Below are 26,736 nucleotides of genomic sequence, written 5' to 3'. Positions count from 1 at the left end.
TACCCCGACATGCCAGCGCCGAACCTACCGTGCCCCCCGCCCGTTAGGCTTCCGTGGTGTCGAAGTTCCCGACCGTGCTGAAACGCCTGGTCCTCGGACGTCCGTTCCGCAGTGACAGGCTCGCTCACACGCTCCTGCCGAAGCGCATCGCGCTGCCGATCTTCGCGTCCGACGCGCTCTCGAGCGTGGCGTACGCACCCGAAGAGATCTTCCTGACACTGAGCGTGGCGGGTCTCTCGGCGTACGCGCTGGCGCCGTGGATCGGCGTCATGGTCGCCCTGGTCATGCTGATCGTGGTCGCCTCGTACCGGCAGAACGTGCACGCCTACCCGAGCGGCGGCGGCGACTACGAGGTCGCCAACACCAACCTGGGCGGCAAGTTCGGCCTGACCGTGGCGAGCGCGCTGCTCGTCGACTACGTGATGACCGTCGCGGTGTCCACTTCGTCCGGTGTGGCCAACATCGGGTCCGCGGTGCCGTGGGTCGCCGAGCACAAGGTGCTCGCGGCCGTCGTCATCGTCGTCGTGCTGACGTCGCTCAACCTGCGCGGCATCCGGGAGTCGGGGAAGGCCTTCGCGATCCCGACGTACGGCTTCATCCTGGGCGTTCTGGTCATGGTCGTGTGGGGCTTGGTCCAGTGGACGACCGGCACCGAGATGAAGGCCGAGAGCGCCGGGTTCACGCTGAACGCGGAGGGGACCTTCGCGGGCTTCGCCTACGCCTTCCTCATCCTGCGCGCCTTCTCCTCCGGTGCGGCGGCGCTGACCGGGGTCGAGGCCATCAGCAACGGTGTCCCGGCGTTCCAGAAGCCCAAGTCGAAGAACGCGGCCACCACGCTGCTGATGATGGGCCTGCTCGCGGTGATCATGCTGATCGGCATCATCACGCTGGCCGTGATCACCGACGTCAAGTTCGCCGAGGACCCGGCGCAGCAGCTCACCGGCGCGCCCGCGGGCTACCAGCAGAAGACGATCCTGGCGCAGATCGCGCACGCCGTGTTCGCGAGCTTCCCGGCCGGGTTCTACTACATTTCGTTCGTCACCGGCATCATCCTGCTGCTGGCCGCGAACACCGCGTTCAACGGCTTCCCGGTGCTGGGCTCGATCCTCGCGCAGGACCGCTACCTGCCGCGGCAGCTGCACACCCGCGGCGACCGGCTCGCGTTCTCCAACGGGATCCTGTTCCTCGCGGCCTTCGCGCTGGTCCTGATCATCGCGTTCGACGCCGAGGTCACCCGGCTCATCCAGCTCTACATCGTGGGCGTGTTCGTGTCGTTCACGGTGAGCCAGACGGGCATGGTCCGGCACTGGAACCGGTTGCTGGCCAAGGAAACCGACCCCGGCAAGCGGCGGCGGATGCGGCGCTCGCAGACGGTGAACGCGATCGGCCTCACCTGCACCGGCACCGTGCTGGTGATCGTGCTGATCACGAAGTTCCTGCTCGGCGCGTGGATCGCGATCGCGATGATGGTGGCGATCTACGTGCTGATGACGGCGATCCGGAAGCACTACGACCGCGTCGCCGACGAGCTGAAGGAGCTCGGCGACACCCCGACCGTGCTGCCGTCGCGCAACCACGCGATCGTGCTGGTGTCCAAACTGCACCGTCCTACGCTGCGCGCGCTGGCCTACGCCAAGGCGATGCGCCCGGACGTCCTCGAGGCCGTCACGGTCAATGTGGACGATGCGGACACGCGCCGGCTCACCGCCGAATGGGACGCGCACAACTTCAAGGTGCCGCTGAAGGTCGTCGAGTCGCCCTACCGCGAGATCACGAAGCCGGTCCTCGACTACGTGAAGCGCGTGCGCGGCGACAACCCGCGCAACGTGGTCACCGTGTTCATCCCGGAGTACGTGGTCGGGCACTGGTGGGAGCAGGTGCTGCACAACCAGAGCGCGCTGCGGCTCAAGGGCCGCCTGCTGTTCCAGTCCGGCGTGATCGTGGCGAGCGTGCCGTGGCAGCTGGAGTCGTCGGCGAAGGCGGCCGCGCGCGTCCGCAACGAGCGTCCCGCGGCCGGCGACGTCCGCCGCGGTTTCTCGCCCAACGGCAAGCCGGTCGCGGCGCCGAAGCCCAAGGAGCCTGCCGAATGACGAGCTGGCTGGGCCGGGTTCTCGAGGTCGAGGTCGGCGCGGTGGCGCACGGTGGCCACTGCGTGGCGCGCGCCGACGGCCGCGTCGTGTTCGTCCGGCACGCGCTGCCGGGCGAGCGCGTCCGCGTCGAGGTGACCGAGGACAACGGCGGGTCGTTCTGCCGCGGCGACGCGGTCGAGGTGCTTTCGGCGTCTTCGCACCGGGTGACGCCGCCTTGCCCGCTCGCGGTGCCCGGCGGGTGCGGCGGGTGCGACTGGCAGCACGCCGACCCGGACTACCAGCGTTCGCTCAAGGCGGCGGTGGTCGCGGAACAGCTGCAGCGGCTGGCGGGCATCGAACGCGAGGTCGTCGTCGAGGCGCTCGACGGCGGGCCGCTGGACTGGCGCAGCCGCGTCCGCCTGGTCGCCGACCGGGACGGGCGCGCGGGGCTGCGGGCGCACCACAGCCACCGGGTGGTGCCCTTGGCCGACTGCCCGATCGCGGTGCCCGGCGCGCTCGACGACGTCCTGGCGCGGCGCTGGCGGCCGGGCAGCGAACTGGAGGTCACCAGCGACGGCGACGGCGGCGTGCACGTCCGCGAGCTGTCGACGGTGCGCGGCAAGGTCCGGGCGCGGCAGCTGGCCGGCGGGATCGCGGTGCAGCACGCGGCGGGCCGCGACTGGCACCTCGACGCGCACGGTTTCTGGCAGGTCCACCCGGACGCGGCGTCGACGCTGTCGGCGGTCGTGGGGGAGTGGGCGGAGGCGCCCTCCGGCGGCTCGGCGTGGGACCTCTACGCGGGCGTCGGGCTGTTCGCGTCGGTGCTGGCTTCGCAGGTCGGCGAGTCGGGGCGCGTCCTGGCGGTCGAGTCCGGGCGGCGCGCGGTCGCCGACGGCGAGAAGAACCTCGCGGACCTGCCGCAGGTGAGCTGGCAGGCGGGGCGCGTGGAGCACGTGCTGGCGTCGGCGGCCAAGCCGGTGGACGTGGTGGTGCTGGACCCGCCGCGCAAGGGCGCGGGCAAGGCGGTCGTGGAGTCGATCGTGGCGGGTTCACCCGATCGGATTGTGTATGTCGCCTGCGATCCGGCGGCTCTGGCCCGTGACCTGGCGTTCTTCTCGTCGCACGGGTACTCGCTGACCGATCTGCGGGCCTTCGACGCCTTCCCGATGACCCACCACGTGGAGTGCGTGGCGCTGCTGTCCTGAGTTTTTGTCGGTGGTGGTCGTCACACTGCTCGCATGACTCCACTCGAGGAATTCGACCTGGCGGCTTCGACGGTGACCGGCCTGGTGGCCGGCATCTCGGCTTGGGACGCGCCGACGGCGTGCGCGGACTGGGACGTGCGCGCGGTGGTGAACCACTTGGCGCACGGCAACGCGAAAGTGGCGTTCTGGGCGGGGATGGGCCCGCCGGTCCCGGATGGCGATTACCTGGGTGCGTCGCCGGTTCCGGCGTTCGTGACGTCGGTGGCGGCGGCTCGGGCGGTGCTGGCTTCGCCCGGGTTGTTCTCGCGGAAGGTGACGACGCCGCTGGGCGAGGTGCCGGGGGTGTTCCTGGTGCACATGCGGGTCAACGAGTACGTGGTGCACGGGTGGGACATCGCCGACGCGCGGGGTGTTTCGACGGATTTGTTGCCGGAGTTGGCGTCGCGGGCGTTGGAGCAGTGGCGGGCGCGGTTCGGATCGGCGCCGCGGCAGCCGGGCGGGCCGTTCGGGCCGGAGGTGGACGCCCCGGAAGGCGCGACGGCGGCGGACCGGCTGGCGGCGTTCCTCGGCCGGAAGGCGGTGAGCGGCTGAGGGAAGCCAGAGCCGACGAGGGACTGCGGCGGCCGCCGGGTGCCGCGGTGGCGGCCCGCTTCGGAGCGGCGGGTGGCCATCGAGCGCCGGCTGTCGCTCGTGCGGTGGTGGGTGCTGCGGCGCGGCGGGTGGCCAGCGAGCGCCGGCTGCCGTTCGCGCGGTGGTGGGTGCTGCGGAGCGGCTGCTTGCCCAGGCGCGGTGGTGGCTGCCGGACGGTGCCGCCCGTCCCGGCAGGCGATGGCCTGCTCGGCCGCGGCGGCACGGTGCGGTGGCAATTCCGCTGCGCGCGGGGCTGGGAGACCCATCACTTGGCCGAGGTCTGGCCTGCCGTCGCGGCGGCTGGGCATCGCACCAACCCGGCCCCGGGCGGGTGGCGTCAGCTTGCCCGGCGGACCGCGAACGCCGCCGCCAGGCCGGCCGCCGTCATCGCGATGCCCGACACCAGCAGCACCCATGCCCCGGCTCCCGGCACCACCCGCGCCGCCGGTTGGATGCGTGTTACCCCCGGTAGCGTCACCACCAAGTGGCGCAGCACCACGCCCGTCACGACCAGCCCCGGCAGGCAGACCATGGCCAGGGGCTCGTCCTGGTGGCGGGCGAACGTCAAGTACGCCAGCGTGCCCGTGATCAGGACCGCCGCCGCGCAGACCAGGCGGAGGCCGATGTCCAGTTCGGGGTCCGGCGTGCCCGGGGGCAGCATGCCTGGGTAGTCCGCCGTGCGGAGGGTCAGCCCGGCGATCACCCCGAGGCCGGCGATGCCCGCCGCCACCGCTCGGGGGACCCGCCACGCTCGCGTCACGCACGCAGCATAAAGCGCCGGATACCGCCTTCCGATCACCTTTTTCGGACTGGGCCGTTCGGGGGATCCCGATCGGAGGACAGCGAGGACAGCTCAGCCGGCGAACCAGCGCTGCGGTGCCGGGCGGAGGTTCTGGTAGATGTGCTTGACCTCGGTGTACTCGCCCAGCCCCGTCGGCCCCAGCTCGCGGCCGAAGCCGGACTGCTTGTAGCCGCCCCACTCGGCCTGCGGCAGGTACGGGTGGAAGTCGTTGATCCAGATCGTTCCGTGGCGCAGCCGTCCGGCCACCCGCTGCGCCCGCGATGCGTCCTGCGTGAACACCGCGCCGGCCAGGCCGTAGTGGGTGTCGTTGGCGATGCGGACGGCGTCGTCCTCGTCGGTGAACGTCTCGACCGTCAGCACCGGCCCGAAAGACTCCTCGACCACCGCCGACGACCCCTGCTTCACCTGGTCCAGGATGGTCGGCAGGTAGTAGAAGCCGTCGGCCAGGGCCGGGTCGTCCGGCCGGCGCCCGCCGGTCCGCAGCACCGCGCCCTCGGCCAGCGCCGCCGCCACGTACGCCTCGACCTTCTCGCGGTGGGCCGCCGAGATCAGCGGCCCTGTCTCCGCCTGGGAGTCGAACGGCCCGCCCAGGCGGATCCGCTCGGCCCGGCGCACCAGCTCGGCGACGAACTCGTCGTGCCACTCCCGCTGCACGATCAGCCGCGCGCCCGCCGAGCAGACCTGGCCCGAGTGCAGGAACACCGCCGTCAGCGCGTAGTCGACGGCCGTCTCGAAGTCGGCGTCGGCGAACACCACGTTCGGGTTCTTGCCGCCCAGCTCCAGGGCCACTTTCTTGACCGTCCCGGCGGCCGCCGCGGCGATCACCCGGCCGGTCGCCAGGCCGCCGGTGAACGACACCAGGTCGACGTTCGGGTGGGACGCCAGCGGCGCGCCGGCCTCGGCACCCGCGCCGAGCACCAGGTTGGCGACGCCGGGCGGCAGGCCCGCCTCGGTGAGCAGCTTCATGAACAGGATCGCCGTGTGCGGCGTCAGCTCGCTGGGCTTGAGCACGAACGTGTTGCCCGCCGCCAGCGCCGGCGCGACCTTCCACACGGTCTGCAGCAGCGGGTAGTTCCACGGCGTGATCAGGCCGCAGACGCCGACCGGCTCGTGCACGATCCGGCTGATCGCGTCCGGGTTTCCGGTGTCGACGACCCGCCCGGCGTCCTGGGCCGCGAGCTTGCCGAAGTAGCGCAGGCACGCGGCGATGTCGGCCATGTCGTAGCGGCTCTCGACCAGCCGCTTGCCGGTGTCGAGCGACTCCGCGCGGGCGAACGCCTCCGCGTCGCGGTCCAGCAGGTCCGCGGTGCGCAGCAGCAGGTCGCCGCGCAGGTGCGCGGGCGTGCCGGGCCACGGGCCGCGGTCGAACGCCCGGCGCGCCGCCGCGATCGCGGCCTCGGTGTCCTGGGCGGTGCCTTCGGCGACCGTCGCGACCGGGGAGCCGTCGGCCGGGCAGCGGATCTCCCGGCGCCCGCCGCCGATCGCGTCCACCCAGTCGCCGCCGATGAAGAAGTCCGCCATGGACACATTCTCGTGGCCACGCCGCGTGACCGCCACAGCACTGTGGGGAGACGAGGTTCACCTGCCGTGATGACCTTTGGTAGCGCTCCGCCTGTGACGCCGGACGCGGCGGGCGGAACCACCCTGGCGGGTCTCCGTAGACTGGGCCGGACGCGGGGCGTGCCGATCAAGTGAGGTGGAGACGAGTGACGTTGCTGGAGTCCCTGAACGGACCGGCGGACCTGAAGCGCATGAGTGTCGAGGACCTCGGCGAACTGGCCGCGGAGATCCGGGACTTCCTCGTCGACAAGGTCCGCCGCGCCGGCGGGCACCTGGGGCCCAACCTCGGCGTCGTCGAGCTCACGCTGGCGCTGCACCGCGTGTTCGACTCGCCGCGCGACGCGCTCGTCTGGGACGTCGGGCACCAGGCCTACGTGCACAAGATCGTCACCGGCCGCGCGGGAGGCTTCGACCTGCTGCGCCAGACCGGCGGCGTCACCGGTTACCCGTCGCGCGCGGAGAGTGAACACGACTGGGTCGAGAGCAGCCACGCGTCGTCTGCTCTGTCCTATGTGGACGGCTTGGCGAAGGCGTTCGCCCTGGACGGTGGCGACCGGCACGCCATCGCCGTCGTCGGCGACGGCGCGCTCACCGGCGGTATGTGCTGGGAAGCGCTCAACAACATCGCCGCGCACCGCGAGCGTCCGGTTGTCGTCGTCATCAACGACAACGGGCGGTCGTACTCGCCGACCATCGGTGGTCTGGCCGACCACCTCGCCGCGTTGCGGCTGCAGCCTGGTTACGAGCGGCTGCTCGATGGTGGCCGGGAGATCCTCAAGCACACGCCGGTTGTCGGGAAGCCGATTTATGCCGCGTTGCACGCCGCCAAGGCCGGGCTGAAGGACGCGTTGAGCCCGCAGGCGATGTTTTCCGATCTCGGGTTGAAGTACCTCGGGCCGGTCGACGGCCATGATCAGGTTGCGCTGGAGAAGGCGCTGCAGAGCGCGAAGGCGTTCGGCGGCGCGGTGATCGTGCACGTGGTGACCGAGAAGGGGCATGGTTATGCGCCTGCGGTCAACAATCAGCACGATCAGATGCACCAGACTGATCCGATCGACCCGGAGACCGGTTTGCCGCCGGTCAAGGGGCCGAGCTGGACCGGCGTGTTCGGCGAGGAGCTGGCCCGGATCGGCGGCGAGCGTGAGGACGTCGTCGCCATCACCGCGGCGATGCTGCGTTCCACCGGGTTGGACAAGTTCGCCGAGGCGTTCCCGGATCGGTGGTATGACGTGGGGATTGCCGAGCAGCACGCGGTGACGTCGGCTGCTGGGCTTGCGATGGGTGGGTTGCACCCCGTTGTCGCTATTTACTCGACGTTCCTCAACCGGGCTTTTGACCAGGTGTTGATGGATGTTGCGCTGCATCGTCTGCCGGTGACGCTGGTGCTCGATCGGGCCGGGATCACTGGGCCTGATGGGCCTAGCCATCACGGGATGTGGGATCTGTCGCTGCTTGGGATGGTGCCGGGGATGCGGGTGGCTGCTCCGCGTGATCCCGGGACGCTGCGCGAGGAGTTGCGGGAGGCTGTGGCCGTTTCTGATGGGCCGACTGCGCTGCGCTTCTCGAAGGGGAAGGTCGGTACCGATGTCACGGCTGTGGAGCGGATCGGCACCGTTGATGTGCTTCGTCGGCCGACCGAGGGTGCGGATGTTCTGCTGGTGACCGTGGGTCCGTTTGCGACGCTGGGGCTGGCGGCTGCTGATCGGCTCGCCGATCAGGGGATTGGTGTGACCGTGGTTGATCCGCGGTGGGTGCTGCCTGTTCCGGCTGAGTTGGTTGCGTTGGCTTCGCAGCACAAGATGGTTGTGACTGTTGAGGACAGTGGGCGGCATGGGGGCTTTGGTTCGGCGTTGGCCGCGATGTTCCGGGATGCCGAGTGCGACGTGCCGTTGCGGGATTTGGCGGTGCCGCAGGCGTTCCACGACTTGGGCAGCCGCGATGAGGTGCTGGGGCGGATCGGCTTGACGGCTCAGGATGTGGCTCGTCGTGTGACCGAGTGGGTCGCCGGCCGGTTGGGCTCGGAAGAGCAGCCGACGAAGAAGGATGCCAACCGTAGTTGAGTCTGTGGCTCGGTTTCGTTGGTGTCTCGGGCTTCGGCTTTTGCTGTGGTTGTAAAAGACTGTCCTCGCCGGACGGGCAGGCTCTGGGATGGCCTCCCCCGCTGGGTGGTCATCCCGTCGCCTGATTGAGGCCTATCACTTTGAGCCAGGCCCGCAAGGTTGGCTTGTTCTCTTGCTTTTTCTTGTGGGTTGCGGGCCTGGCTCAAAGTGATTTTTGCGGCCTCAGGCGACGGGATGGCCACCCAGCTCTTTTTTCGGGGCTGGGGTTTCGGCTGGGGCCGGTGCGAACACCTCTCTGGGTTCTGGGAACAGCTTCACCAAAACCGGGTAGGCGACTGCGGCTGTCAGTAGGGTCACCAGCAGGCTGATGTCCACTCCTCCCGCCACGTCTCTTAGCGGGCCTGCGATCATGGGGGTGTTTGCGCACAGCAAGCCCAGTGTTGTTGCTGGGATCCAGGCCGCCATTGCTCGCCAGTTCACCCCTCTGGTGAACCAGTACCTTCCGCCCTGGCGGCCCTCGTTGAACACCTGCAAGTCCGCTACGTCGTAGAAGCCTCGGCGTTGGACGAAGCCGATCATCATGATCACCATCCACGGGCTTGTGCACAGGACGATCAGCGTTGCGAACGCGTTGATGCTCGATACCATGTCCAGTACGAAATTTCCGACGAAGATGAACGCCACGCTCAGCGTTCCGATCAGCAGTGTTGCCTGGACGCGGGACAACTTCGGGAAGATCGAACTGAAGTCCAGGCCCGTTCCGTACAGCGATGTCGTTCCCGTTGACAGGCCGCCGATCAAGGCCACCACGATCAACGGGATTGCGTACCACAGCGGGGACATTGCCGTCAGGCCCGTGATGTAGTCCGCCGGGTCCGCCACCAGTGTTGCCGTTGCTATGCCGAAGCCGAACGGCAGCAGCGTTGCCACCTGTGCCAGGAACGGTGCCGCCAGCAGAGAGCGCTTGCTGTAGCGCGCCGGGATGTAGCGGGCCCAGTCGCCGAGGAATGCTCCGAAGCTGATCGGGTTCGCCAACGCCGTCAGTGCCGCCAAGGTGAACGTTGGCCAGAACGTTCCCAGTGCGTACGTTCCCGTTCCTTCAAAACCCGGGTTGAACGAGCCGCCGTACGCCACGACTCCCAGGAGCATGATCGCCGTGCCCAGGACCACCGCTATTCGGTTCACCAGCAGCATGAACCGGTAGCCGTAGATGCACACCACCAGCGTTGCCATCGCGATCACGCCGTACGCCACTCCGCGCAGGACCTCGCCGCCGTTGAAGCCGAACAGCCTTTGTGCCGCGCCGGCCACCGCGTCGCCGCTCACCCACACCGAGATCGCGAAGAACGTTATTGCCGTCAGCAACGACAGGAACGACCCCACGCAGCGGCCTACCACGCCGAAGTGCGCGCCCGAGGACACCGCGTTGTTCGTGCGCGTTCGCGGGCCGAACAACGCCATCGGGGCCAGGACCAGGCCGCCGACCACCACTCCCAGCGCTGTTGCCAGGGCCGCGTCTCGGAAGCTCAATCCATACGCGATCGGGAGCGTGCCCAGGATGATCGTGGCGAACGTGTTCGCGCCGCCGAATGCCATGCGGAACAGGTCCCGCGGCCTCGACGTCTGCTCCTCCGGTGGGATCGGGGCGATCCCGTGGTGCTCCACCTCCGTGATCTTGTCGCTCATGCGAACCTCGTCATCACGTGCTTGACGCGCGTGTATTCGGCGAATGCGTATGCCGAGAGGTCCTTGCCGTGGCCGGAATGGCCGAACCCGCCGTGGGGCATCTCCGCGACCAGCGGTCCGTGCGTGTTCACCCACACGCAACCGAAGTCCAGCTCCGCCGATACCCGCGCGGCTATGCCGAGGTCCTTCGTCCACACCGATGACGCCAGTCCATACGGGACGCCGTTGGCCAGCGCCACTCCGTCAGCTTCGTCCGAAAAGGACTGGACCGTGATGACCGGGCCGAAGATCTCCTGCTGGACGATCTCGTCGTCCTGCCGCAGCCCCGAGATCACCGTGGGGGAGAAGTAGAAGCCCTGTGAGCCGAATCGGGTGCCGCCGGTTTCGATTCGTGCGTGTGATGGCAGCCGCGAGATCAGGCCTTCCACGCGCGAGAACTGCACCTCGCTGTTCAACGGTCCGTAGTCGACGCCCGGGGTCTGGGCGGCCGCGACCTTGGCCAGCTCGGCTACGAAGTCGTCGTGGATCGATGCGTGCACCAGGACCCTGCTGCCCGCCGTGCAGTCCTGGCCCGCGTTGTAGAACGCCGCTCCCGCAATGCCCTCGGCCGTGGCCGCGAGGTCGGCGTCCGGGAACACCAGCAGGGGTGCGTTGCCGCCCAGTTCCAGGTGGGTGCGCTTCAGGTCGGCCGCCGCCACCGTGGCTACGTCGATGCCCGCTCGCGTTGATCCGGTGATCGACACCAAGGCCGTGATCGGGTGCTTGACCAGGGCGCGGCCCGTGTCGCGGTCGCCGGTCAGCACCGTGAACGCTCCCTCGGGCAGGAACTGCGCCGCCACCTCGGCCAGCAGCAGCGCCGTCGACGGGGTTGTCTCGGCCGGCTTCAGCACCACCGTGTTGCCCGCCGCCAGCGCCGGGGCGATCTTCCAGACCGCCATCATCAGCGGGTAGTTCCACGGTGCGATCTGCGCGCACACGCCGATCGGCTCGCGGCGGATCACCGACGTGTGGCCCGGTGCGTACTCGCCGGCCGCCGTGCCCTCCAAGTGCCGTGCCGCTCCGGCGAAGAACCGCAGTGCGCTCACGCACTCCGGGATCTCCTCTTCCAGCACCACGGACCGGATCTTGCCCGTCTCGCGGATCTCCAGGTCGGCGAACTCGGCGGCTCGCGCTTCGAGGGCGTCGGCGAGCTTCAGCAGCGCCAGCTGCCTCTGCGCCGGGGTGCTGCGCCGCCAGGTCGCAAACGCTTGCGCGGCCGCTTCGAGTGCCTTGTCCACATCGGACTGCGTGGCGACCGGACTGGTGCCGAACACCTCGCCCGTCGCCGGGTCGGTCAGGTCGAGCGTGCGGGTCATGCCTTCTCCAGGTGGGTCGGCGCGAACAGCTTCAGCAACGCGGGGAGGACTACGACGGACGGGCCCGGTGTGCGCAGCGCCTTCGCCAGGTCGGCGCCCACGGTGTCCAGAGTGGACAACGTCGCCGGTACGCCGAACGACTGGGCCAGCGCCACGAAGTCGGGACGGGCCAGCTCCGTCGCCGTTGTCTGGCCGAACGCGTCCGTGAGGTACTCGCGCAGCACGCCGTAGCCGCCGTCGTCGATGATCAGCCACGTCACGTCCAGGCCGTGCTGGACCGCCGTGGCCAGCTCGGCGACGCCGTACATCGCGCCGCCGTCACCCGATACCGCGAGCGCCGGGCCGCCGGCCGCCGCGCCGCCGAGTGCGCCCGGGAGGCCGTAACCCAGGCCGCCCGCTCCCTGGGCCGTGTGGATCGGTGCGCCCTCGGGGTTCCACGCCGACCAAGCCCAGTACGCCGCGATCGTCATGTCCCAGAACGTCTGCGTGCCCTCGGGCAGTGCCTCGCGGATGTCGTCGATCAGCTTGCGTTCGACCGCGAGGTCCTGAGCGTCCAAACGCGACTCGACGCGCGCGAGCAGTTCCGAGACCGCTTTCTCGGCCCGGCCGTCGGACGGGCGCATCGGCACCTGCTCCAGCAGGGCCTGCAGCGTGAGCCGGACGTCGGCGTGGATGCCCAGACCGGGGTAGTTCGACTCCAGCTTGCCGAGGTCGGCCTCGACCTGGATCAGCCGGCCGCGCGGGGCGAACTCGCGGTAGTTGCTGGACAGCTCGCCGAGGCCCGAGCCGAGCACGAGCAGGACGTCCGCGGCAGCGAGGAACTCCGTGGTGTGCCAGTCCTCCAGCCACGACCGCCCGGACAGCTCGTGGTCCCAGCCGAAGACGCCCTTGCCGCCGAACGTCGAGATCACCGGTGCGCGCAACGCCTCGGCCAGGGCCTTCAGCTCGGCGTGCGCCCCCGACCGCAGGGCGCCGCCGCCGGCCAGGATCACCGGGTTCGAGGCCGCCGCCAGCAGATCGGCCGCCGCATCGACCAGCTCCGGCAACGGTTCCAGCGGCGGAGGAGAGGCCGGCACCGACGTGATCGGCGGGACCCCGGCCGGGCCGAGCAGCACGTCCTGGGGGATCTCGACCCACACCGGGCCGTACGGTGCCGTCGCCGCCGACGTCCACGCCTCCCGCAGCGCCGTCGGGAGCTGGCTCGCCCGCCGCACCACGTGCACCGACTTCACGACGTCCCGGAAGCTCGCCTGCTGGTCGGGCAGTTCGTGCAGGTAGCCGTGCCGGCCGCCGCCGAGGCCCGCGACCGGGACCTGGCTCGAAATGCCGAGCACCGGCACCGAAGCCGCCCGGGATTCCTGCAGGGAAGCCAACGTCAGCAACGCGCCCGGGCCGGTCGACACGACCAGCGGCGTCACCGGCACCGGTCCCTCGGGCCGGGCCGCGAGCCGCGCGCGGGCGAACCCGTCGGCGGCGAACGCGAGGTTGTTCTCGACGCGCCCGCTGATCACGCGCACGTCGTCCGCGCGCCGCAGCGCCTCGAACAGGCCCAGCGCGTGCTGGCCCGGCAGGCCGAACACCGTGTCGGCGCCCAGCGCCCGCAGCGTTTCGACGACGACGTCGCCGCCGATGCGGCTCATGCGCCCTTCCCCAGCGACAGCAGGCTCACCAGGTCGTAGGCGACGTGGGAGGCCGCGATGGCGGTGATCTCGGCGTGGTCGTAGGCCGGGGCCAGCTCGACGACGTCCGCACCGACCAGGTTCAGGTCACGCAGCCCTCGCAGGATTTCCAGCAGCTCGCGGCTGGTCATCCCGCCGGCTTCCGGCGTCCCGGTGCCGGGCGCGTGGGCCGGGTCCAGCACGTCGATGTCGACCGAGACGTACAGCGGCCGGTCGCCGATGCGCTGCCGCAGCGCGTCGACCGTCTCGGCGACCCCGCGGCGCAGGACGTCGCCGGAGGTGACGATGCCGAAGCCGAGACGGCGGTCCTCTTCGAGGTCGCGCTTGCCGTACAACGGCCCGCGCGTGCCGACGTGCGACAGCGCGCTCGTGTCGAGGATGCCTTCCTCGGACGCCCGCCGGAACGGGGTGCCGTGGGTGTAGGGCTCGCCGAAGTAGGTGTCCCAGGTGTCGAGGTGCGCGTCGAAGTGCAGCAGCGCAACGGGTCCGTGCTGCTTCGCCGCCGCGCGCAGCAGCGGGAGGGCGATCGTGTGGTCGCCGCCGATCGTGACCAGGCGCGTCCCGTTCGCTTGCAGCGCCTCGGCTTCCTGCTGCAGCGTCTCGATCGCTTCGCCGATGTTGAACGGGTTGACCGCGATGTCCCCGGCGTCGCCGACCTGCTTCTCCTCGAACGGCGAGACGTCCAGCTCCGGGTGGTACGGCCGCAGCAGCCGGCTCGCTTCGCGGACGGCCGCCGGGCCGAACCGCGCGCCGGGCCGGTAGGACACCCCGGAGTCGAAGGGCACTCCGACGACAGCGACGTCGGCGTGCTCCACCTGGTCGATCCGCGGGAGCCGCGCGAAGGTCGCGAAGCCGGCGAACCGGGGGACGCGCGACGAGTCGAGGGGTCCGATGTTAGGCACTGGTGGGCTCCTGTTCCCGGGTCTCGGTGGTGGTGTCTTCGCCGGCCAGGCGGCGGGTCCAGAGGGAAAGAATCGAATCGGCCGTGCGGGGCGTGGCGAAGCTGACGGCCAGGTAGACGACCAGGCTCGCGCCGAGACCCCAGTAGATCGGGGTGTTGGCGTCGACGCCGTCGATGATCATGAACGCGATCACCGACACCGTGCCGGCCACCATCGACGCGTACGCGCCCTGCCGCGTGCCGCGCTTCCAGAACAGCGCGCCGACGATCGCGACGAGCAGGCCGCCGACCAGGATGTCGTAGGCGATGGTGAGCGCGTTGACGACGTCGTCGACGACCATCGCGATGCCGATGGCCAGCAGGCCGAGCACGAGCGTGGCGATCCGGTTGCGGCTGACTTCGCCGCCCTTCTTCAGGCCCAGCTTGGTGAGCAGGTCCGACGTCGTCGTGGTCGAGCACGCGATCAGCGCACCGCTCGCGGTCGACATCATCGCCGACAGCGCGGCGGCCAGGACGAGGCCGCGGACGCCCGTCGGGAGCAGCCGCTCGACGATCGTCGCGAAGGCGTCCTGGGCACTGGCGAGGTCCGGGTAGAGCGTGTGCGCGGCGGTGCCGATCAGGGCGCCGGCCAGGCCGTAGACCAGACAGTAGACGCCGGAGGTGATGCCGCCGGACGTCGCGATCGCGGGCGTGCGGGCGGTGAACACGCGCTGCCAGATGTCCTGGCCGATCAGCAGGCCGAAGGTGTAGATGACGAAGTACGTGATGATCGTGTCGGTGCCGATCGAGGTGAAGCTGAAGAAGCTCGCGTCCAGCTTTTCGCTCATCCCGCTGAAGCCGCCCGCCGAACTGATGGCGACCGGCAGCAGGATCGCCAGGATGCCGATGGTCTTGATGACGAACTGGGCGATGTCGGTGAGCGTGATCGACCACATGCCGCCGAGCACGGAGTAGAGGACGACGATCGAGCCGCCGACCGCGATCCCGGCCCAGTTCGGCAGGTCGAAGAGCACCTTGAAGATCGTCGCGAAGGCCAGCGTCGAGGTGACCGTGAGCATCAGCGTGTAGCCCCACATCACGACGCCGGACACCGCGCTGGTGCGGCCGCCGTAGCGCAGGTCGAGCATCTCGCCGACGGTGTAGACCTTCAGCCGGACCAGCCGCCGGGCGAACAGCGCGTGCAGCACGAGGATGCCGACGCCGATGCTGACGACCAGCCACATGCCGGAGATGCCGTAGGTGTAGCCGAGCTTCACGCCGCCGACGGTCGACGCGCCGCCGAGGACGACGGCCGACATCGTGCCGGAGTACATGAACCAGCCCAGCCGCCGTCCGGCGACCAGGTAGTCGGATTTCGTCTTCGCGAGCCGGAGGCCGTACCAGCCGACCCCGAGCATGCCCGCGATGTACAGCGCGATCACCGCGTAGTCGCCGGTCACGGTGTCCTCCTCACGTCGGTTTCGGGTCACCGTAGGTTCGCGCGCCACCCTCCTGGCATGGGATGATTCGTCCCCATGTCGACATCTGATGGGCCGAAATGACTTCGACGGCGGATTCAGTGACCACCGAAGTGAATGTTCCGTTACGGGACGTGGTCGGCAACCGGGAGCTGGCGCTGGACGTCGTCCCCGAGACGCTGCGGCCGGGCGCGCTGGACCTCCCCGTGCGCTGGGCCCACGTCAGCGAGCTGCAGGACCCGGCGCCCTACCTGGTGGGCGGCGAGCTGATCCTCACCGCCGGCGTCAACCTCCCGGAGCGGATCGACCGGTACGTGCGCGGGCTGCGGGACGCCGGCGTCACGGCGCTGGGGTTCGGTCTCACCCCGTCGGTCCACGAAACCCTGCCGGAGCCCCTGCGCCGGGCCTGCGCGCGCCACGGGCTGCCGCTGCTCGTGGTGCCGGCGCGGACGCCGTTCCTGGCGGTCAACCGGGCGGTGTCGGTCGCGCTGACCGAGGCCGGGCAGCGCGACCAACGGCGCATCACGGCGGCGCGCGAGACGTTGACCCGCGCGGCGGGCGGCGGGCTCGGCGAGCTGACGTCGGCACTGGCCGGGCAGCTGCGGTCGTGGGTCGCCCTGGTCGGCGCCGGGGACGTGCTGGCCTCGGCGCACGACGCGCCGGCGCCGTTGCCGCTCCCCGTGCGGGACCTGATGGCGACCGTGCGCGCGGGCAGCGGGATCCGGAGCGCGACGACCGAGGTCGACGGCGGGTTCGTCGTCGTCCAGCCGGTGTACCCGCAGGCCACGGCGTCGCACCTGGTCGTCGTCGGCCGGTCGCGGCGGCTCGAAGGCGCCGATCGGGCGATCCTCGCCGTCGGCGCGGCCCTGCTGGGCCTGGTCGGCCGCGCGGGCTCGGACGCCGCCGAACTGGGCGCGGCGGCGACCGGGCTCCTGCTGGGCCGGACGTCCCCCGGCGAGGTGGCCCGCGCGCTGGTGGGGTCGGAGGCCGTCCGGCTGGTGGCCGGGGCGGCGTACCGGCGGGGCCCGGACGAGGTGGCCCAGCGCCCGGACTGGCTGCGCGCGCGGCTCGACACACCCCTGGTTTCGGTGCGGCCCGGCCGGTTCGCGGCGATCGCGGGGTCCGCGCCGCCGCTCGCGGTGCTGGAGGACCTGCGCGCCCACGGCTGGCTGGCGGCGGTGGGGGCACCGGCCCCGGCCGGGCGGCTGTCCGAGGGCGAAGTCGACTTGCTGCTCGCGCGGGCCCAAGCGCTGGGGCGCCCGGTGGTGGCGGGGGATTCGCCGCTGGACTTCGACGCGTTGGTGGACCCGGGCGCGTCCCGGGGTTTCGCTTCGAAGGCGCTGGAGCCGTTGGTTTCCCTCGACCAGGCGGGGGACCGGTCGCTGGTGCTGACGCTGCGGACGTGGCTGGCCCACCACGGCGGCTGGGAACCGACGGCCGCTGAACTGGGTGTCCATCGCAACTCCGTGCGGCACCGGATCGCCCAGGTGGAGAAGGCGTTGGGGGTCGATCTGGCGGATCCGGAGGTCCGGATGCGGCTGTGGTTCGCGCTGCGGTGGGCCGAGCCGGGGTAACGCCGGGCTCGCGGCGCCGACTCCCGGGGTGGCGAAAAGGAGACCGGCATGCCGTGGGACGTCGTCGACGCAGTGGGTTCGATCCTGGGCGGGGTGTTCGGTGGGCTCGCCTTCTTCGCGACGCTGGTCCTGCTCGTGCACGAGATCCGCACCCGGCGGGCCGCGGAGGAGGACGAGCAGGCGAGGCAGGCCCGGTTGGTCGTGTCGGCCACCACGCGGCAGACGTACCCACCGGAAGCGGGGCACCGCGTCGTGAACGTGGAAGGCATGGTGTGGAACTACAGCGACATGCCCGTCTTCGAGCTGGCCGTGACGCTGGAGCCGGTGGGTACCGGCCGGCAGACCCAGCGGATCCTGCAGCCGGGCGAATCGGTGCCGGTCCGCCTCGCCGTCGACATGTTCGGGGGCCGCGAAATCATGAACGCACCCGAGATCCGCGCCGTCGAGCTGAGCCTCCGCTTCCTGGACGCCCACGGCCGGCAGTGGCACCGGATCGGCAACGACCAGCCCCGGCGCGTGCTGGAGAACCGGCGCACACCCGACGCACAACGTCCTTAAAGGGCACTCTCAGGAAGATATGGGATTGTGGGCTGGTGCGAGTTTTGGTAGTCGAGGACGAAGAACCCCTGGCCGACGCGATCGCCCGCGGGCTGCGCCGTGAAGGCATGGCCGTGGACGTGGCGCTCACCGGGGACGACGGGCACGAAAAGGCCGCCGTCACGCGGTACGACGTCGTGTTGCTGGACCGGGACCTGCCCGGGATGTCCGGGGACGAGCTGTGCCGGGAGATCGTCGCGTCCGGGGAGCTCACCCGGGTGCTGATGCTCACCGCCAGCAGCTCGGTGTCCGACCGCGTCGAGGGGCTCTCCCTCGGCGCCGACGACTACCTCGCCAAGCCCTTCGCTTTCCCCGAACTGGTCGCCCGTGTCCGTGCGCTGGGCCGGCGGGCCACGCCGGCCGCGCCGCCGCTGCTCACCGCCGGGGACGTCGAGCTCGACCCGGCCAAGCGGACCGTGCGGCGGGCGAGCGGGCCGGTCGAGCTGACGCGCAAGGAGTTCGGCGTCCTCGAGGTCCTCCTGCAGGCCGCCGGTTCCGTGGTCAGCAGCGAAGAACTGCTCGAACGCGTGTGGGACGAGAACGCCGACCCGTTCACCACGACCGTCCGGGTCACCGTCATGACGCTGCGCAAGAAGCTCGGCGAGCCGGGGATCATCGAGACGGTCGTCGGATCGGGGTACCGGGTGCCGGAACCCGGCGCGCAGCGCGCGTGAACCTGCCGGGCACCCGCAGCCTCCGCGCCCGGATCACCCTGCTGGCGACCGTGCTGGTCGCCGCCGTCAGCCTGCTGCTGCTCTGGCTGGCCTGGACGCTCGTGCGGGACTCGCTCGACACCGTCCCGCAGATGCCGCCGGGCAGCACGGTCGTCGTCGACGGCGTCACGGTCGACGCCTCGACGCTCGCCGAGCACCTGCGCGTCCACGCCCGCAACCGGATGCTGCTGTTCGGGTCGATCGCGTTCCTGCTGGTGGTGGCGGCCGCGGCGATCCTCGCCTGGACGTTCACCTCCCGCGTCCTGCTGCCGCTGCGCGAGATCACCGGCACCGCGCGGCGGCTGTCGGTCGAGTCGCTGGGGGAGCGGATCGGCGCGGTGCGCCCGCGTGACGAGCTGGCCGTGCTGGCGGAGACGTTCGACGACATGCTCGACCGGCTCCAGGCCGCGTTCGACGCGCAACGCCACTTCGTCGCGAATGCGAGCCACGAGCTGCGGACGCCGTTGTCGGTGATCCGCACGGAGCTCGACGTCACCCTCTCCGACGACGACGCCGACGAAGCCGAGCTGCGCCGGATGGGCGGGGTGGTCCGCGACGCGACCGAACGCGCCGGGCAGCTGGTGAACTCGCTGCTGCTGCTGGCCCGCACCGACGGCGCCGGGCTGGGCGTGCGCGAGCCGGTCGACCTGGCGGTGGTGATCGACCGGGCGTGGCGCGCGGTCCGGCTCGAAGCCGAGAAACGCGCGATCCGGGCGACGTTCGCGGTGGTGCCCGCACCCGCGTTCGGCGACCCGGCGCTGCTGGAGCGGATCGCGGGCAACCTGCTGGAGAACGCGGTCCGCCACAACGTCGAGGGCGGCTGGCTGGAGGTCGTGACGCAGCCGGGGCCGCAGTGGTCGACCCTGCGGGTCCGCTCGTCGGGCGGCCTGGTGGACCCGGCGACGGTGGCGGAGCTGTTCGAGCCGTTCCGCCGGGCGGGAGTGGCGCGGACGGCCCGGTCGGGCGCGGGACTCGGGCTGTCGATCGTGCGCGCGGCGGTGGCGGCGCACGGCGGAAGCGTGACGGCGGAACCCATCGTGGGCGGCGGCCTCGGGGTGACGGTCCACCTCCCCGTCCGCTGAAAGCGTCCGCCAGGTTCAGCTCAGCACACGTCCACGAAAATCGGGTTCGCGTACAACCACAAGTCCTCGAACGGGTTCGCCTGCCCGATCGTGTCCGCCGTGGGCTCACCGTCGCCGTTCGACCCACGGACCCGCAGGTAGAACGGCGACCGCACGTTGCGGACCGTGTGCCGGAAGACGACCTGCCGCCCGGGCGCCCAGCGTGGCTCGAACGACTCGGCGACCTTCGTGCCCGGCGCCGTCATCGTGTCGGGGTCGGCCACCGGGCCGGTCACCGGGCCCGCGATGACGTCCAGCCGTGCCAGCCGCGGCACCGAGCCGCCGCCGTTGGGCCGGGAAGCCAGCCGGGCCGAGACCACCAGCGTGACGTCCGAACCGCGTCGCACCCGCAGCCGCCCGCCCAGCGTCGCCGCGTCGCCACCGCCGTACGCGCCGACCTCCAGGGACTGGACCAGCCCGCCGTGCCCGCCCCAGATCCGCCCGGCCCGCAAGCCCTCCAGGACGCCTTCGAGGCTGCGCCGCGTCACCCCGACGTGCGTGCGGCTGAACTCGCCGGGGTAGAAGTCCGCGTACGGCGCGAGCAGCTGCGGGGAGCCGGTGTCGACCGGGTCCGGGAACTTGCCGTGCGTGTCGTACCAGTCGCCCGGGACGTCCGGGCGGACCAGCGTGTCGCCGCGGTTGTAGTGCGAGTCCGAGTTGGTGGTGACCCACCACGGCTTGCCTTCGGCGAGCAGCGAGTCCCAGAGGCCGCCGACCTTCGCCGTCGCCCAGTCCCAGCCGCCGAACGTCCGGTACGCCTCGGCCGGGAAACCCGGCCACGAGTTCGCGCCGGGGCCGTTGGCGTAGCCGCCGCGCGCGCCGCCGTTGCCGAGCGGCTTCGGGAAGCCGTCGGCCTGCGCGCCGGGCGCGCCTTCCATCCCGATGACGATGTTCGGTGCGGCGTCGCGGTAGGCCCGCAGCTCGTGCGGCGCGACGCGGCCGTTGCGCAGCGGGTGGTTGATCAGCACCACGGGCGCGTGGATCCGCTTCGCCTGTTCTTCCGCCGCCAGCCAGCGCAACGCCCGCAGCGCGAGGGCCTCGTTCGCCGGGCTCGACGCCTCGGAGTTCGTCAGCCGCCAGTCGAAGGTCCGCTCGAATTCGCGTAGCTTCGCCGCTTGCTGCGAGCCGGCCTGGAAGAACACCGTCGCGTGCTCGGCGCCCGGGACGTTCCACTCCATGCCGTGCCACAGCAGCAGATCCGGGTACTTCCGCCGGGCGGCGATGAAGTCGGCTTCGGTGGGTTCGACCGACACCTTCTCGTGCTCGGCGTGGCCGTGGTCGGTGAAGACGATCCAGTCGGCGCCGTGCGCCCGCCCGCCGCGCGCGATCTGGTCGATCCGGTACATCGCGTCGTAGGAGTACTGGCTGTGCGTGTGGTGGTCGCCCACCAGCCACTGGTAGCGGCCGGACAACCGGCTCAGGTCGACGTCCGGGTCGGGGAGGGGGATGCCCGCGGCGGCGGCCGCGAGACCGGCGCCCTTGAGGAACCGGCGTCTGTCGGTGGTCACGCGCGGACGTTAAGCCGCCGGGGTGAACGGGCGGTGTCCCGGCGGCCAACGTGTGCTGTGATCTTGGGCGTGGAGGAGAAGCCCCTGGCCCGCGTGCTGCCGCCGGTGATCGCCCTGGCACTGGCGGCCGGCGTGGGGCTGGCGTTCTTCGTCGCGGCCTTGAAGCGCCCGCCGGACCTGCCGGTGGACACGAACCCGGCGCCGCTGGCCGGCCACACGCTGTGCGCGGCGGTCGTCGTCACCTTTCCCACCGGCGAAGACATGCGGGCGGCGACGCAGTCCCTCCGCGACGACCCGAAGGCGCGGCGGGTGTTCGTCGATCCGCCGTCGGTCTCGCTGCTCGCCGTCCCGGGCACCGACCTCAAGACCTGGGCGCAGGAGCTGCACGCACGCTTGCGGAAAGCCGAGCGCGTGACGGTCATCGACGCGGACGCGACGGCGGCGCGGCTGAAACTCACCGCGCCGCCGCCGAAGTGCCCTCGTGAGGGCGAGTACTAGCGCGCCGGGACCGAAGCGACACCCGGGGCGAGGAACGGCTTGCCGTTCACGCGCTCGGAGACGCCGGAGCGGTCCAGGTACGGCGTGATGCCGCCGTTCCAGAACGGCCAGCCGGCGCCGAGGATCAGGCACAGGTCGATGTCCTGCGCTTCCGCGACCACGCCCTCGTCGAGCATGATCCGGATCTCCTCGGCGATGGCCGAGAGCGCGCGCTCACGGACCTGCTCCGAAGTGGATGGAGAGTTTCCTTGCGTCCACAGCGAAACGACCTCGGGGTCGGCGGACTGGTTGCCCTGGGCGTCCCAGACCCAGACGCCCTTCTTGCCCGCCTTGACGAACTTGGCGAGGTTGTCGGACACGGTGAAGCGGTCCGGGAACGCCTCGTGCAGGGTCTCGCCGACGTGCAGCGCGATGGCCGGACCGACGAGCTGCATCAGCGTCAGCGGCGTCATCGGCAGGCCCAGCGGCTCGAGAGCCTGGTCTGCGACGTCGAACGGCGTGCCTTCGTCGACGGTGACCAGCACCTCGCCGAGGAAGCGCAGCAGGAGCCGGTTGACGACGAACGCCGACGCGTCCTTCACCAGCACGCTGGACTTCTTCAGCTGCTTGCCGACCGAGAACGCCGTCGCCAGCGAGGCGTCGTCGGTCTTCTCGCCGCGGACGATCTCCAGCAGCGGCAGCACGGCGACCGGGTTGAAGAAGTGGAAGCCGACCACGCGCTCGGGGTGCTGCAGCTTCGACGCCATCGCGGTGATCGACAGCGACGAGGTGTTCGTCGCGAGGATCGCCTCGGGGGAGACGTGCTGCTCCAGCTCGGCGAACACCTGCTGCTTGACGCCCAGTTCTTCGAAGACGGCTTCGATGACGAAGTCGGCGTCGGCGAACGCGGCCTTGTCGAGCGAGCCGGAGACCAGCGCCTTGAGCCGGTTGGCGCCGTCCGGGGAGACGCGCTTCTTGCCCAGGAGCTTGTCGATCTCGGCGTGGACGTAGCCGACGCCCTTGTCGACGCGCTCCTGGTCGACGTCGGTCAGCACGACCGGCACCTTGAGGCGGCGCACGAACAGCAGCGCGAGCTGGCTGGCCATCAGGCCGGCGCCGACGATGCCGACCTTGTTCACCTTGCGTGCCAACGACTTGTCCGGCGCGCCGGCCGGGCGCTTGGCGCGCTTGTTGACCAGGTTGAACGAGTACAGCCCGGCGCGCAGGACGTCGGACATGAGCAGCTCGGCGAGGCCGTCGGTCTCGGCCGCGTAGCCGCGGTCGAGGTCGTTCTCGCGCGCCAGCTCCAGCAGCTCGACGGCCTTGGTGGCGCCCGGCGACGCGCCGTGCGTGCGACCGTCCACAAGGGACTTGGCGCGGGCGATGGCGGCGTCCCAGCCGGAGCCGCGGTCGATCTCGCGGCGTTCCGGCTTGATCTCGCCGTTGACCACGCGGGCCAGCCACAGCAGCGACTGCTCGAGGTAGTCGGCCGAGCCGAAGACGGCGTCGACGATGCCGAGCTCGGCCGTCTGCTTGACGTTGAGCATCTTGTTCTGCGCCAAGGCGTTCTCGATGATCACCGTGACGGCCGCGTCCGCGCCGATCAGGTTCGGCAGCAGCTGCGTGCCGCCCCAACCCGGGAACAGGCCGAGGAAAACCTCGGGGAACGCGATGGCGGCGGTGTTCTCCGACAGCGTCCGGTAGTGGCAGGACAGCGCCAGCTCGAGGCCGCCGCCCATGACCGCGCCGTTGACGAACCCGAACGTCGGGATCTTCGACTCCGTGAGGCGGCGGAAGACGTCGTGCCCGGTCTGGGCGATCTCGCGCGCCAGCTTCGGGTCGCTGACGGATTCCACACCGGACAGATCCGCGCCGACGGCGAAGATGAACGGCTTGCCGGTGACGGCGATCGCGGCCGGCTCGGCCTCGAAGGCTTTGTCGATAGCCGCGTTCAGGCTGACCAAACCTTGGGGGCCGAAGGTGTTCGGCCGGGTGTGGTCGTGGCCGTTGTCGAGCGTGATGAGCGCGACGGGCTTCTCGAGTCCGGGCACCTTCACCAGCCGCGTCACGGCGTTGGTGACGACCTCGTCCGGGAAGGCGGCCTTCGCTTCTTCAGCGGTGAAAGTCATTACTTGGCCCCCTCGAACGCCGGGTTCTCCCAGATCACGGTGCCGCCCATGCCGATGCCGATGCACATCGTCGTCATGCCGTACTGAACGTCGGGCCGCTCGGCGAACTGGCGGGCCAGCTGCGTCATGAGCCGGACGCCGGACGAGGCCAGCGGGTGGCCGCACGCGATCGCGCCGCCCCACTGGTTGACGCGCGGGTCTTCGTCGTCGATGCCGAAGTGGTCGAGGAAGGCCAGCACCTGCACGGCGAAGGCTTCGTTGATCTCGAACAGGCCGATGTCGTCGATGGACAGGCCGGTGCGCTTGAACAGCTTCTCGGTAGCCGGCACCGGGCCGATGCCCATGACCTCCGGCTCGACGCCGGCGAAGGAGTAGCCGACCAGCCGCATCGCGACCGGCAGGCCCAGCTCGCGGGCGGTGTCTTCGTCGGCGAGGATCGACGCGGTCGCGCCGTCGTTCAGGCCGGCCGCGTTGCCCGCGGTGATCCGGCCGTGCGGGCGGAACGGCGTCTTCAGCCCGGCGAGCGTCTCGAGCGTGGTGCCCGGGCGGGGCGGCTCGTCCTCGGTGGCCAGGCCCCAGCCCAGCTCCTTGGAGCGGGTGGCGACAGGAACCAGCTCGGGGCCGATCTTGCCGGTCTTGACGGCCTCGGCGTAGCGCTCCTGGCTGCGCGCGGCGTAGGCGTCGGTGCGCTGCTTGGTGATCGCGGGGAAGCGGTCGTGCAGGTTCTCGGCGGTCTGGCCCATGACGAGCGCGGTCGGGTCGACGAGCTTGTCGGCGATGATCCGCGGGTTCGGGTCGACGCCCTCGCCCATCGGGTGGCGGCCCATGTGCTCGACGCCGCCGGCGATGGCGATGTCGTAGGCGCCGAACCCGATGCCGGACGCGGCGGTGGTGACGGCGGTCATCGCGCCGGCGCACATGCGGTCGATGGCGAAGCCGGGCACGGACTTCGGCAGCCCGGCGAGCAGCGCGGCGGTGCGGCCGATGGTCAGGCCCTGGTCGCCGATCTGGGTGGTGGCGGCGATGGCCACCTCGTCGACGCGCTCGGGCGGCAGTTCGGGGTGCCGCCGCAGCAGCTCGCGGATGGCGTTGACGACGAGGTCGTCCGCCCGGGTCCCGGCGTAGATGCCCTTGTCGCCGGCCTTGCCGAAGGGGGTGCGTACCCCCTCGACGAAGGCGACGTTTCGCACGCCCCGCGCGTTCGGCGCGAGCGGCGTTGCTGGTGCGGCCACTGATGCTCCATGGGATAGAGGTCTTTGCCCGCACGATAGCCCTTGTTACCCGTCGGTAACCAGTGGTGTGGCCCGGTCGAGTGGGCTACGGCACACTCTTGGGCGTCAGCGTCTGGCCCTTCAGCAGCCACGCCACGCCGAACGCCTCCACCGCGACGCTCTCCAGCCAGAGCGCGGGGTGCACTTCGGGCACCAGCCGCAGCCAGCTCGTCAGCGCGATCAGCACGAGCGCGGCCAGGATCACCACGCCGCAGACGCGGTAGACGACCCCGGCGCCCGGGGGCTGCTCGCCGTCGTGGGGGAACAGGCGCAGGCAGAAGTAGGCGAGGGAGAGGAAGAACACCGCGGCGAAGACGAGGTGCAGCACGCCGGACGTGCGGTCCCACGCCGTCACGTCGTGGTCCGGCGTCGTCGGGAAGAGCGCGAGCCCGATCGCCCCGAGCCCGGCGACGCTGCTGGCGACGTTGTCGGCGAAGTCGTGGCCGTAGTAGGCGAGCAGGAACACCCCGGCGGCGCACATCGCGCCGACGAAGACGTTGCGCAGGTCGGTGTAGTAGTAGGCGCTGAGTGAGCCGGCGAGGTCGCCGCCGTCGACGAGCTGCTTGCCGAGGATCAGGACGAACGGCAGCGCCAGGCCGATCAGGCCGATCGCGCGGCGGAGGAACAGGTACGAGTGGACGAGCGTGGTCTGCGGGGATCGGGTTGCCGTCGTCATGGCCGCCTCCGGGGTCTCACCGAGGTCATCGGCGGTTTCCTGCCCCGCGGCGAGGGCCGTTACCCGACCGGTGACCAGATTCTCAGCTGATCGTTACGGAGTTCGGCGAAGGCGCCGTCGTGGTGGGCGATCGGCGCGAAGCCCTCCAGGAGCCCGACCCGGGCGCCGTCGGCGGGGTCCCAGACCTCGAGCCCGGCTTCGGCGGCGACGTAGAGCAGGCCGCGGTGGGTCCACATCCGGCCGGCGGGCCCGGCGAACACCCCGGTCCGGCGGCCGGTGACGGCGTCGTAGCGCGTGACACCGTCGATCATCTGCTCGTCGTCGTCGCCGATGCGTTGCTGGACCACGGTTTCGTCGTCGAGCCAGCCGAGGGGATCGCCCCAGGCGTAGGCCCGCTGGGCGAGCCGCCGGGGGTGTTCGGGTGCGTACCGGTCGCCGCCGAACCAGGCCGCGCAGTCGATCACCACCGGAACCCCGAACGGCGACCAGACCCAGCCGTCGGCGAGCAGCCGCCGGCCGGACGGGCTCGGCAGGAGCGCGCCGAAGAAGTAGTCGATCGACCGGTCGCCGTCCCGGTCGCGGTCGGTGAGCAGCCGTCCGGTGGCGGGGTCGAAGGCGTCGAGCCGGTTCCAGTCCGTGGCCGCCACGACCCGCGAGCCGACGAACGCGACGGGGAACGGGGTCTGTTCGGGGTGGTAGTCACCACGGTCCAGCTCGAGGGTGACCTCCCCCGACGCGAGGTCGACGATCGCGCCGTGGCGGCCGTGGTCGGTGACCGCGGCCGCGAACCGGCCGTCGGCCGAGGTGTGCAGCGCCGGGCCGCGCACGCGCCCCGCCCACTCCGAGGGCGGCTCCTCCGGCAGGCGGACCCAGGCGGCGTACCGGGGTTCCGGGCCGAGCACGGCGAGGCCGGCGTCGGTCCAGACGAGCCAGCCGTCCGGCAGCGCCGCGAGGCACCGGTCGTTGCGCGGTTCGAGCCCGTCCCACGTGGTCCACGTGCCGCCGAGGTCCCGGTCGTGCCGTCGGATCTCGGGCGCGCCGCGCCAGCCGAGGTACGCGTCGGTCTCGGCCCGCTCGAAGCAGCCGACGCAGGCGTCGAGCAGTTCGGGCGCCTCGGCGTCGGCGCAGGGCTCGCACAGCAGGTCGAAGCGGGTGGCGACCCCGGTCAGCACGCGGTAGCAGTCCCGGGTGTCCTCGGTGGTGAGGTGGACGCAGACGCGCGCCCCGGCGGCCGTCGCGCAGTGGCCGCACGCAAGAACTTCCACG

The 26,736-nt window shown here is 71.0% G+C and carries 21 protein-coding genes; 9 read left to right on the top strand and 12 right to left on the bottom strand.

Annotation, left to right across the window (positions count from 1 at the left end; all coding sequences use genetic code 11):
• Nucleotides 1-56: 56 nt before the first annotated feature.
• The 3 genes from ACIQWX_RS34855 to ACIQWX_RS34845 are packed head-to-tail and all read left to right on the top strand — an operon-like array spanning nucleotide 57 to nucleotide 3,865.
• Nucleotides 57-2,090, top strand: coding sequence for an APC family permease (locus tag ACIQWX_RS34855; RefSeq protein ID WP_400880461.1), 2,034 nt, complete (start codon nucleotides 57-59; stop codon nucleotides 2,088-2,090).
• The gene (locus tag ACIQWX_RS34850; RefSeq protein WP_400880458.1) at nucleotides 2,087-3,274 is read left to right on the top strand and encodes a class I SAM-dependent RNA methyltransferase; all 1,188 of its coding nucleotides are present in this window, start codon (nucleotides 2,087-2,089) and stop codon (nucleotides 3,272-3,274) included. Before ACIQWX_RS34855 ends, ACIQWX_RS34850 begins: the two co-directional genes overlap by 4 nt.
• A gap of 33 nt (nucleotides 3,275-3,307) precedes the next feature.
• Nucleotides 3,308-3,865: a TIGR03086 family metal-binding protein gene (locus ACIQWX_RS34845; RefSeq protein ID WP_400880456.1), complete on the top strand. Its 558-nt coding sequence runs from the start codon at nucleotides 3,308-3,310 to the stop codon at nucleotides 3,863-3,865.
• Between the two features lie 376 nt (nucleotides 3,866-4,241).
• Here ACIQWX_RS34845 and ACIQWX_RS34840 read toward each other — a convergent pair whose 3' ends face one another.
• Nucleotides 4,242-4,664: a hypothetical protein gene (locus ACIQWX_RS34840; protein ID WP_400880454.1), complete on the bottom strand. Its 423-nt coding sequence runs from the start codon at nucleotides 4,662-4,664 to the stop codon at nucleotides 4,242-4,244.
• 93 nt (nucleotides 4,665-4,757) lie between these two features.
• Entirely contained in the window at nucleotides 4,758-6,227 is a 1,470-nt protein-coding gene (locus tag ACIQWX_RS34835) for an aldehyde dehydrogenase family protein (protein ID WP_400880451.1), read from the bottom strand.
• A gap of 185 nt (nucleotides 6,228-6,412) precedes the next feature.
• Here ACIQWX_RS34835 and dxs point away from each other — a divergent pair, with 185 nt between their 5' ends.
• Nucleotides 6,413-8,326, top strand: a complete 1,914-nt coding sequence (gene dxs, locus ACIQWX_RS34830) for a 1-deoxy-D-xylulose-5-phosphate synthase (protein ID WP_400880448.1) — start codon at nucleotides 6,413-6,415, stop codon at nucleotides 8,324-8,326.
• A 222-nt stretch (nucleotides 8,327-8,548) separates the two neighbouring features.
• Here the strand turns inward: dxs and ACIQWX_RS34825 are convergent, their stop codons facing one another.
• From ACIQWX_RS34825 to ACIQWX_RS34805, 5 genes are read right to left on the bottom strand one after another with little or no spacing between them, the layout of a single operon-like run.
• Nucleotides 8,549-10,012 carry a purine-cytosine permease family protein gene (locus ACIQWX_RS34825; protein WP_400880445.1) on the bottom strand — a complete coding sequence of 488 codons (1,464 nt, stop codon included), beginning with the start codon at nucleotides 10,010-10,012 and terminating at the stop codon, nucleotides 8,549-8,551.
• Nucleotides 10,009-11,367, bottom strand: a complete 1,359-nt coding sequence (locus ACIQWX_RS34820; protein ID WP_400880443.1) for an aminobutyraldehyde dehydrogenase — start codon at nucleotides 11,365-11,367, stop codon at nucleotides 10,009-10,011. Before ACIQWX_RS34820 ends, ACIQWX_RS34825 begins: the two co-directional genes overlap by 4 nt.
• Nucleotides 11,364-13,007: a thiamine pyrophosphate-binding protein gene (locus ACIQWX_RS34815; RefSeq protein WP_400880441.1), complete on the bottom strand. Its 1,644-nt coding sequence runs from the start codon at nucleotides 13,005-13,007 to the stop codon at nucleotides 11,364-11,366. The genes ACIQWX_RS34820 and ACIQWX_RS34815 overlap by 4 nt, the downstream gene beginning before the upstream one ends.
• Nucleotides 13,004-13,948, bottom strand: coding sequence for an agmatinase (speB, locus tag ACIQWX_RS34810; protein ID WP_400880438.1), 945 nt, complete (start codon nucleotides 13,946-13,948; stop codon nucleotides 13,004-13,006). The genes ACIQWX_RS34815 and speB overlap by 4 nt, the downstream gene beginning before the upstream one ends.
• Nucleotides 13,941-15,386: a sodium:solute symporter gene (locus tag ACIQWX_RS34805; protein ID WP_400880435.1), complete on the bottom strand. Its 1,446-nt coding sequence runs from the start codon at nucleotides 15,384-15,386 to the stop codon at nucleotides 13,941-13,943. The genes speB and ACIQWX_RS34805 overlap by 8 nt, the downstream gene beginning before the upstream one ends.
• Nucleotides 15,387-15,538: 152 nt before the next feature.
• Between ACIQWX_RS34805 and ACIQWX_RS34800 the strand changes: the two genes are divergently transcribed.
• The 4 genes from ACIQWX_RS34800 to ACIQWX_RS34785 are packed head-to-tail and all read left to right on the top strand — an operon-like array spanning nucleotide 15,539 to nucleotide 19,370.
• On the top strand, nucleotides 15,539-16,978 hold the full coding sequence (locus ACIQWX_RS34800) for a PucR family transcriptional regulator (RefSeq protein ID WP_400880433.1): 1,440 nt from the start codon (nucleotides 15,539-15,541) through the stop codon (nucleotides 16,976-16,978).
• Between the two features lie 48 nt (nucleotides 16,979-17,026).
• Nucleotides 17,027-17,536, top strand: a complete 510-nt coding sequence (locus tag ACIQWX_RS34795) for a hypothetical protein (RefSeq protein WP_400880430.1) — start codon at nucleotides 17,027-17,029, stop codon at nucleotides 17,534-17,536.
• Between the two features lie 35 nt (nucleotides 17,537-17,571).
• The gene (locus tag ACIQWX_RS34790) at nucleotides 17,572-18,249 is read left to right on the top strand and encodes a response regulator transcription factor (protein WP_372668141.1); all 678 of its coding nucleotides are present in this window, start codon (nucleotides 17,572-17,574) and stop codon (nucleotides 18,247-18,249) included.
• Nucleotides 18,246-19,370 carry a sensor histidine kinase gene (locus tag ACIQWX_RS34785; RefSeq protein WP_400880427.1) on the top strand — a complete coding sequence of 375 codons (1,125 nt, stop codon included), beginning with the start codon at nucleotides 18,246-18,248 and terminating at the stop codon, nucleotides 19,368-19,370. Before ACIQWX_RS34790 ends, ACIQWX_RS34785 begins: the two co-directional genes overlap by 4 nt.
• A gap of 20 nt (nucleotides 19,371-19,390) precedes the next feature.
• Here the strand turns inward: ACIQWX_RS34785 and ACIQWX_RS34780 are convergent, their stop codons facing one another.
• Complete coding sequence (locus ACIQWX_RS34780) at nucleotides 19,391-20,917, bottom strand: twin-arginine translocation signal domain-containing protein (RefSeq protein WP_400880424.1); 1,527 nt, start codon at nucleotides 20,915-20,917, stop codon at nucleotides 19,391-19,393.
• 69 nt (nucleotides 20,918-20,986) lie between these two features.
• Between ACIQWX_RS34780 and ACIQWX_RS34775 the strand changes: the two genes are divergently transcribed.
• A complete protein-coding gene (locus ACIQWX_RS34775; protein ID WP_400880421.1) occupies nucleotides 20,987-21,415 on the top strand; it encodes a hypothetical protein in 429 nt (142 codons plus the stop codon).
• Here ACIQWX_RS34775 and ACIQWX_RS34770 read toward each other — a convergent pair.
• From ACIQWX_RS34770 to ACIQWX_RS34755, 4 genes are all read right to left on the bottom strand, one after another.
• The gene (locus ACIQWX_RS34770) at nucleotides 21,412-23,523 is read right to left on the bottom strand and encodes a 3-hydroxyacyl-CoA dehydrogenase NAD-binding domain-containing protein (RefSeq protein ID WP_400880418.1); all 2,112 of its coding nucleotides are present in this window, start codon (nucleotides 23,521-23,523) and stop codon (nucleotides 21,412-21,414) included. The two genes, ACIQWX_RS34775 and ACIQWX_RS34770, sit on opposite strands and share 4 nt — an antisense overlap.
• A complete protein-coding gene (locus ACIQWX_RS34765; protein ID WP_400881440.1) occupies nucleotides 23,523-24,713 on the bottom strand; it encodes a thiolase family protein in 1,191 nt (396 codons plus the stop codon). Before ACIQWX_RS34765 ends, ACIQWX_RS34770 begins: the two co-directional genes overlap by 1 nt.
• A gap of 127 nt (nucleotides 24,714-24,840) precedes the next feature.
• Complete coding sequence (locus ACIQWX_RS34760; RefSeq protein ID WP_400880415.1) at nucleotides 24,841-25,470, bottom strand: DUF998 domain-containing protein; 630 nt, start codon at nucleotides 25,468-25,470, stop codon at nucleotides 24,841-24,843.
• A 59-nt stretch (nucleotides 25,471-25,529) separates the two neighbouring features.
• A complete protein-coding gene (locus ACIQWX_RS34755; protein ID WP_400880412.1) occupies nucleotides 25,530-26,735 on the bottom strand; it encodes a hypothetical protein in 1,206 nt (401 codons plus the stop codon).
• Nucleotide 26,736: the final 1 nt, after the last annotated feature.

Origin of the sequence: Amycolatopsis sp. NPDC098790 (assembly GCF_044759945.1) — a bacterium.
Lineage (GTDB): Bacteria > Actinomycetota > Actinomycetes > Mycobacteriales > Pseudonocardiaceae > Amycolatopsis.
This window is presented reverse-complemented; position numbering and strand designations above follow the sequence as displayed.

Coding starts and splice junctions, on each gene's coding strand:
- ACIQWX_RS34795 (WP_400880430.1), top strand. CDS start 17,027: ATGCCGTGGGACGTCGTCGACGCAGTGGGTTCGATCCTGGGCGGGGTG.
- ACIQWX_RS34825 (WP_400880445.1), bottom strand. CDS start 10,012: ATGAGCGACAAGATCACGGAGGTGGAGCACCACGGGATCGCCCCGATC.
- ACIQWX_RS34845 (WP_400880456.1), top strand. CDS start 3,308: ATGACTCCACTCGAGGAATTCGACCTGGCGGCTTCGACGGTGACCGGC.
- ACIQWX_RS34835 (WP_400880451.1), bottom strand. CDS start 6,227: ATGGCGGACTTCTTCATCGGCGGCGACTGGGTGGACGCGATCGGCGGC.
- ACIQWX_RS34850 (WP_400880458.1), top strand. CDS start 2,087: ATGACGAGCTGGCTGGGCCGGGTTCTCGAGGTCGAGGTCGGCGCGGTG.
- ACIQWX_RS34770 (WP_400880418.1), bottom strand. CDS start 23,523: ATGACTTTCACCGCTGAAGAAGCGAAGGCCGCCTTCCCGGACGAGGTC.
- ACIQWX_RS34820 (WP_400880443.1), bottom strand. CDS start 11,367: ATGACCCGCACGCTCGACCTGACCGACCCGGCGACGGGCGAGGTGTTC.
- ACIQWX_RS34815 (WP_400880441.1), bottom strand. CDS start 13,007: ATGAGCCGCATCGGCGGCGACGTCGTCGTCGAAACGCTGCGGGCGCTG.
- ACIQWX_RS34760 (WP_400880415.1), bottom strand. CDS start 25,470: ATGACGACGGCAACCCGATCCCCGCAGACCACGCTCGTCCACTCGTAC.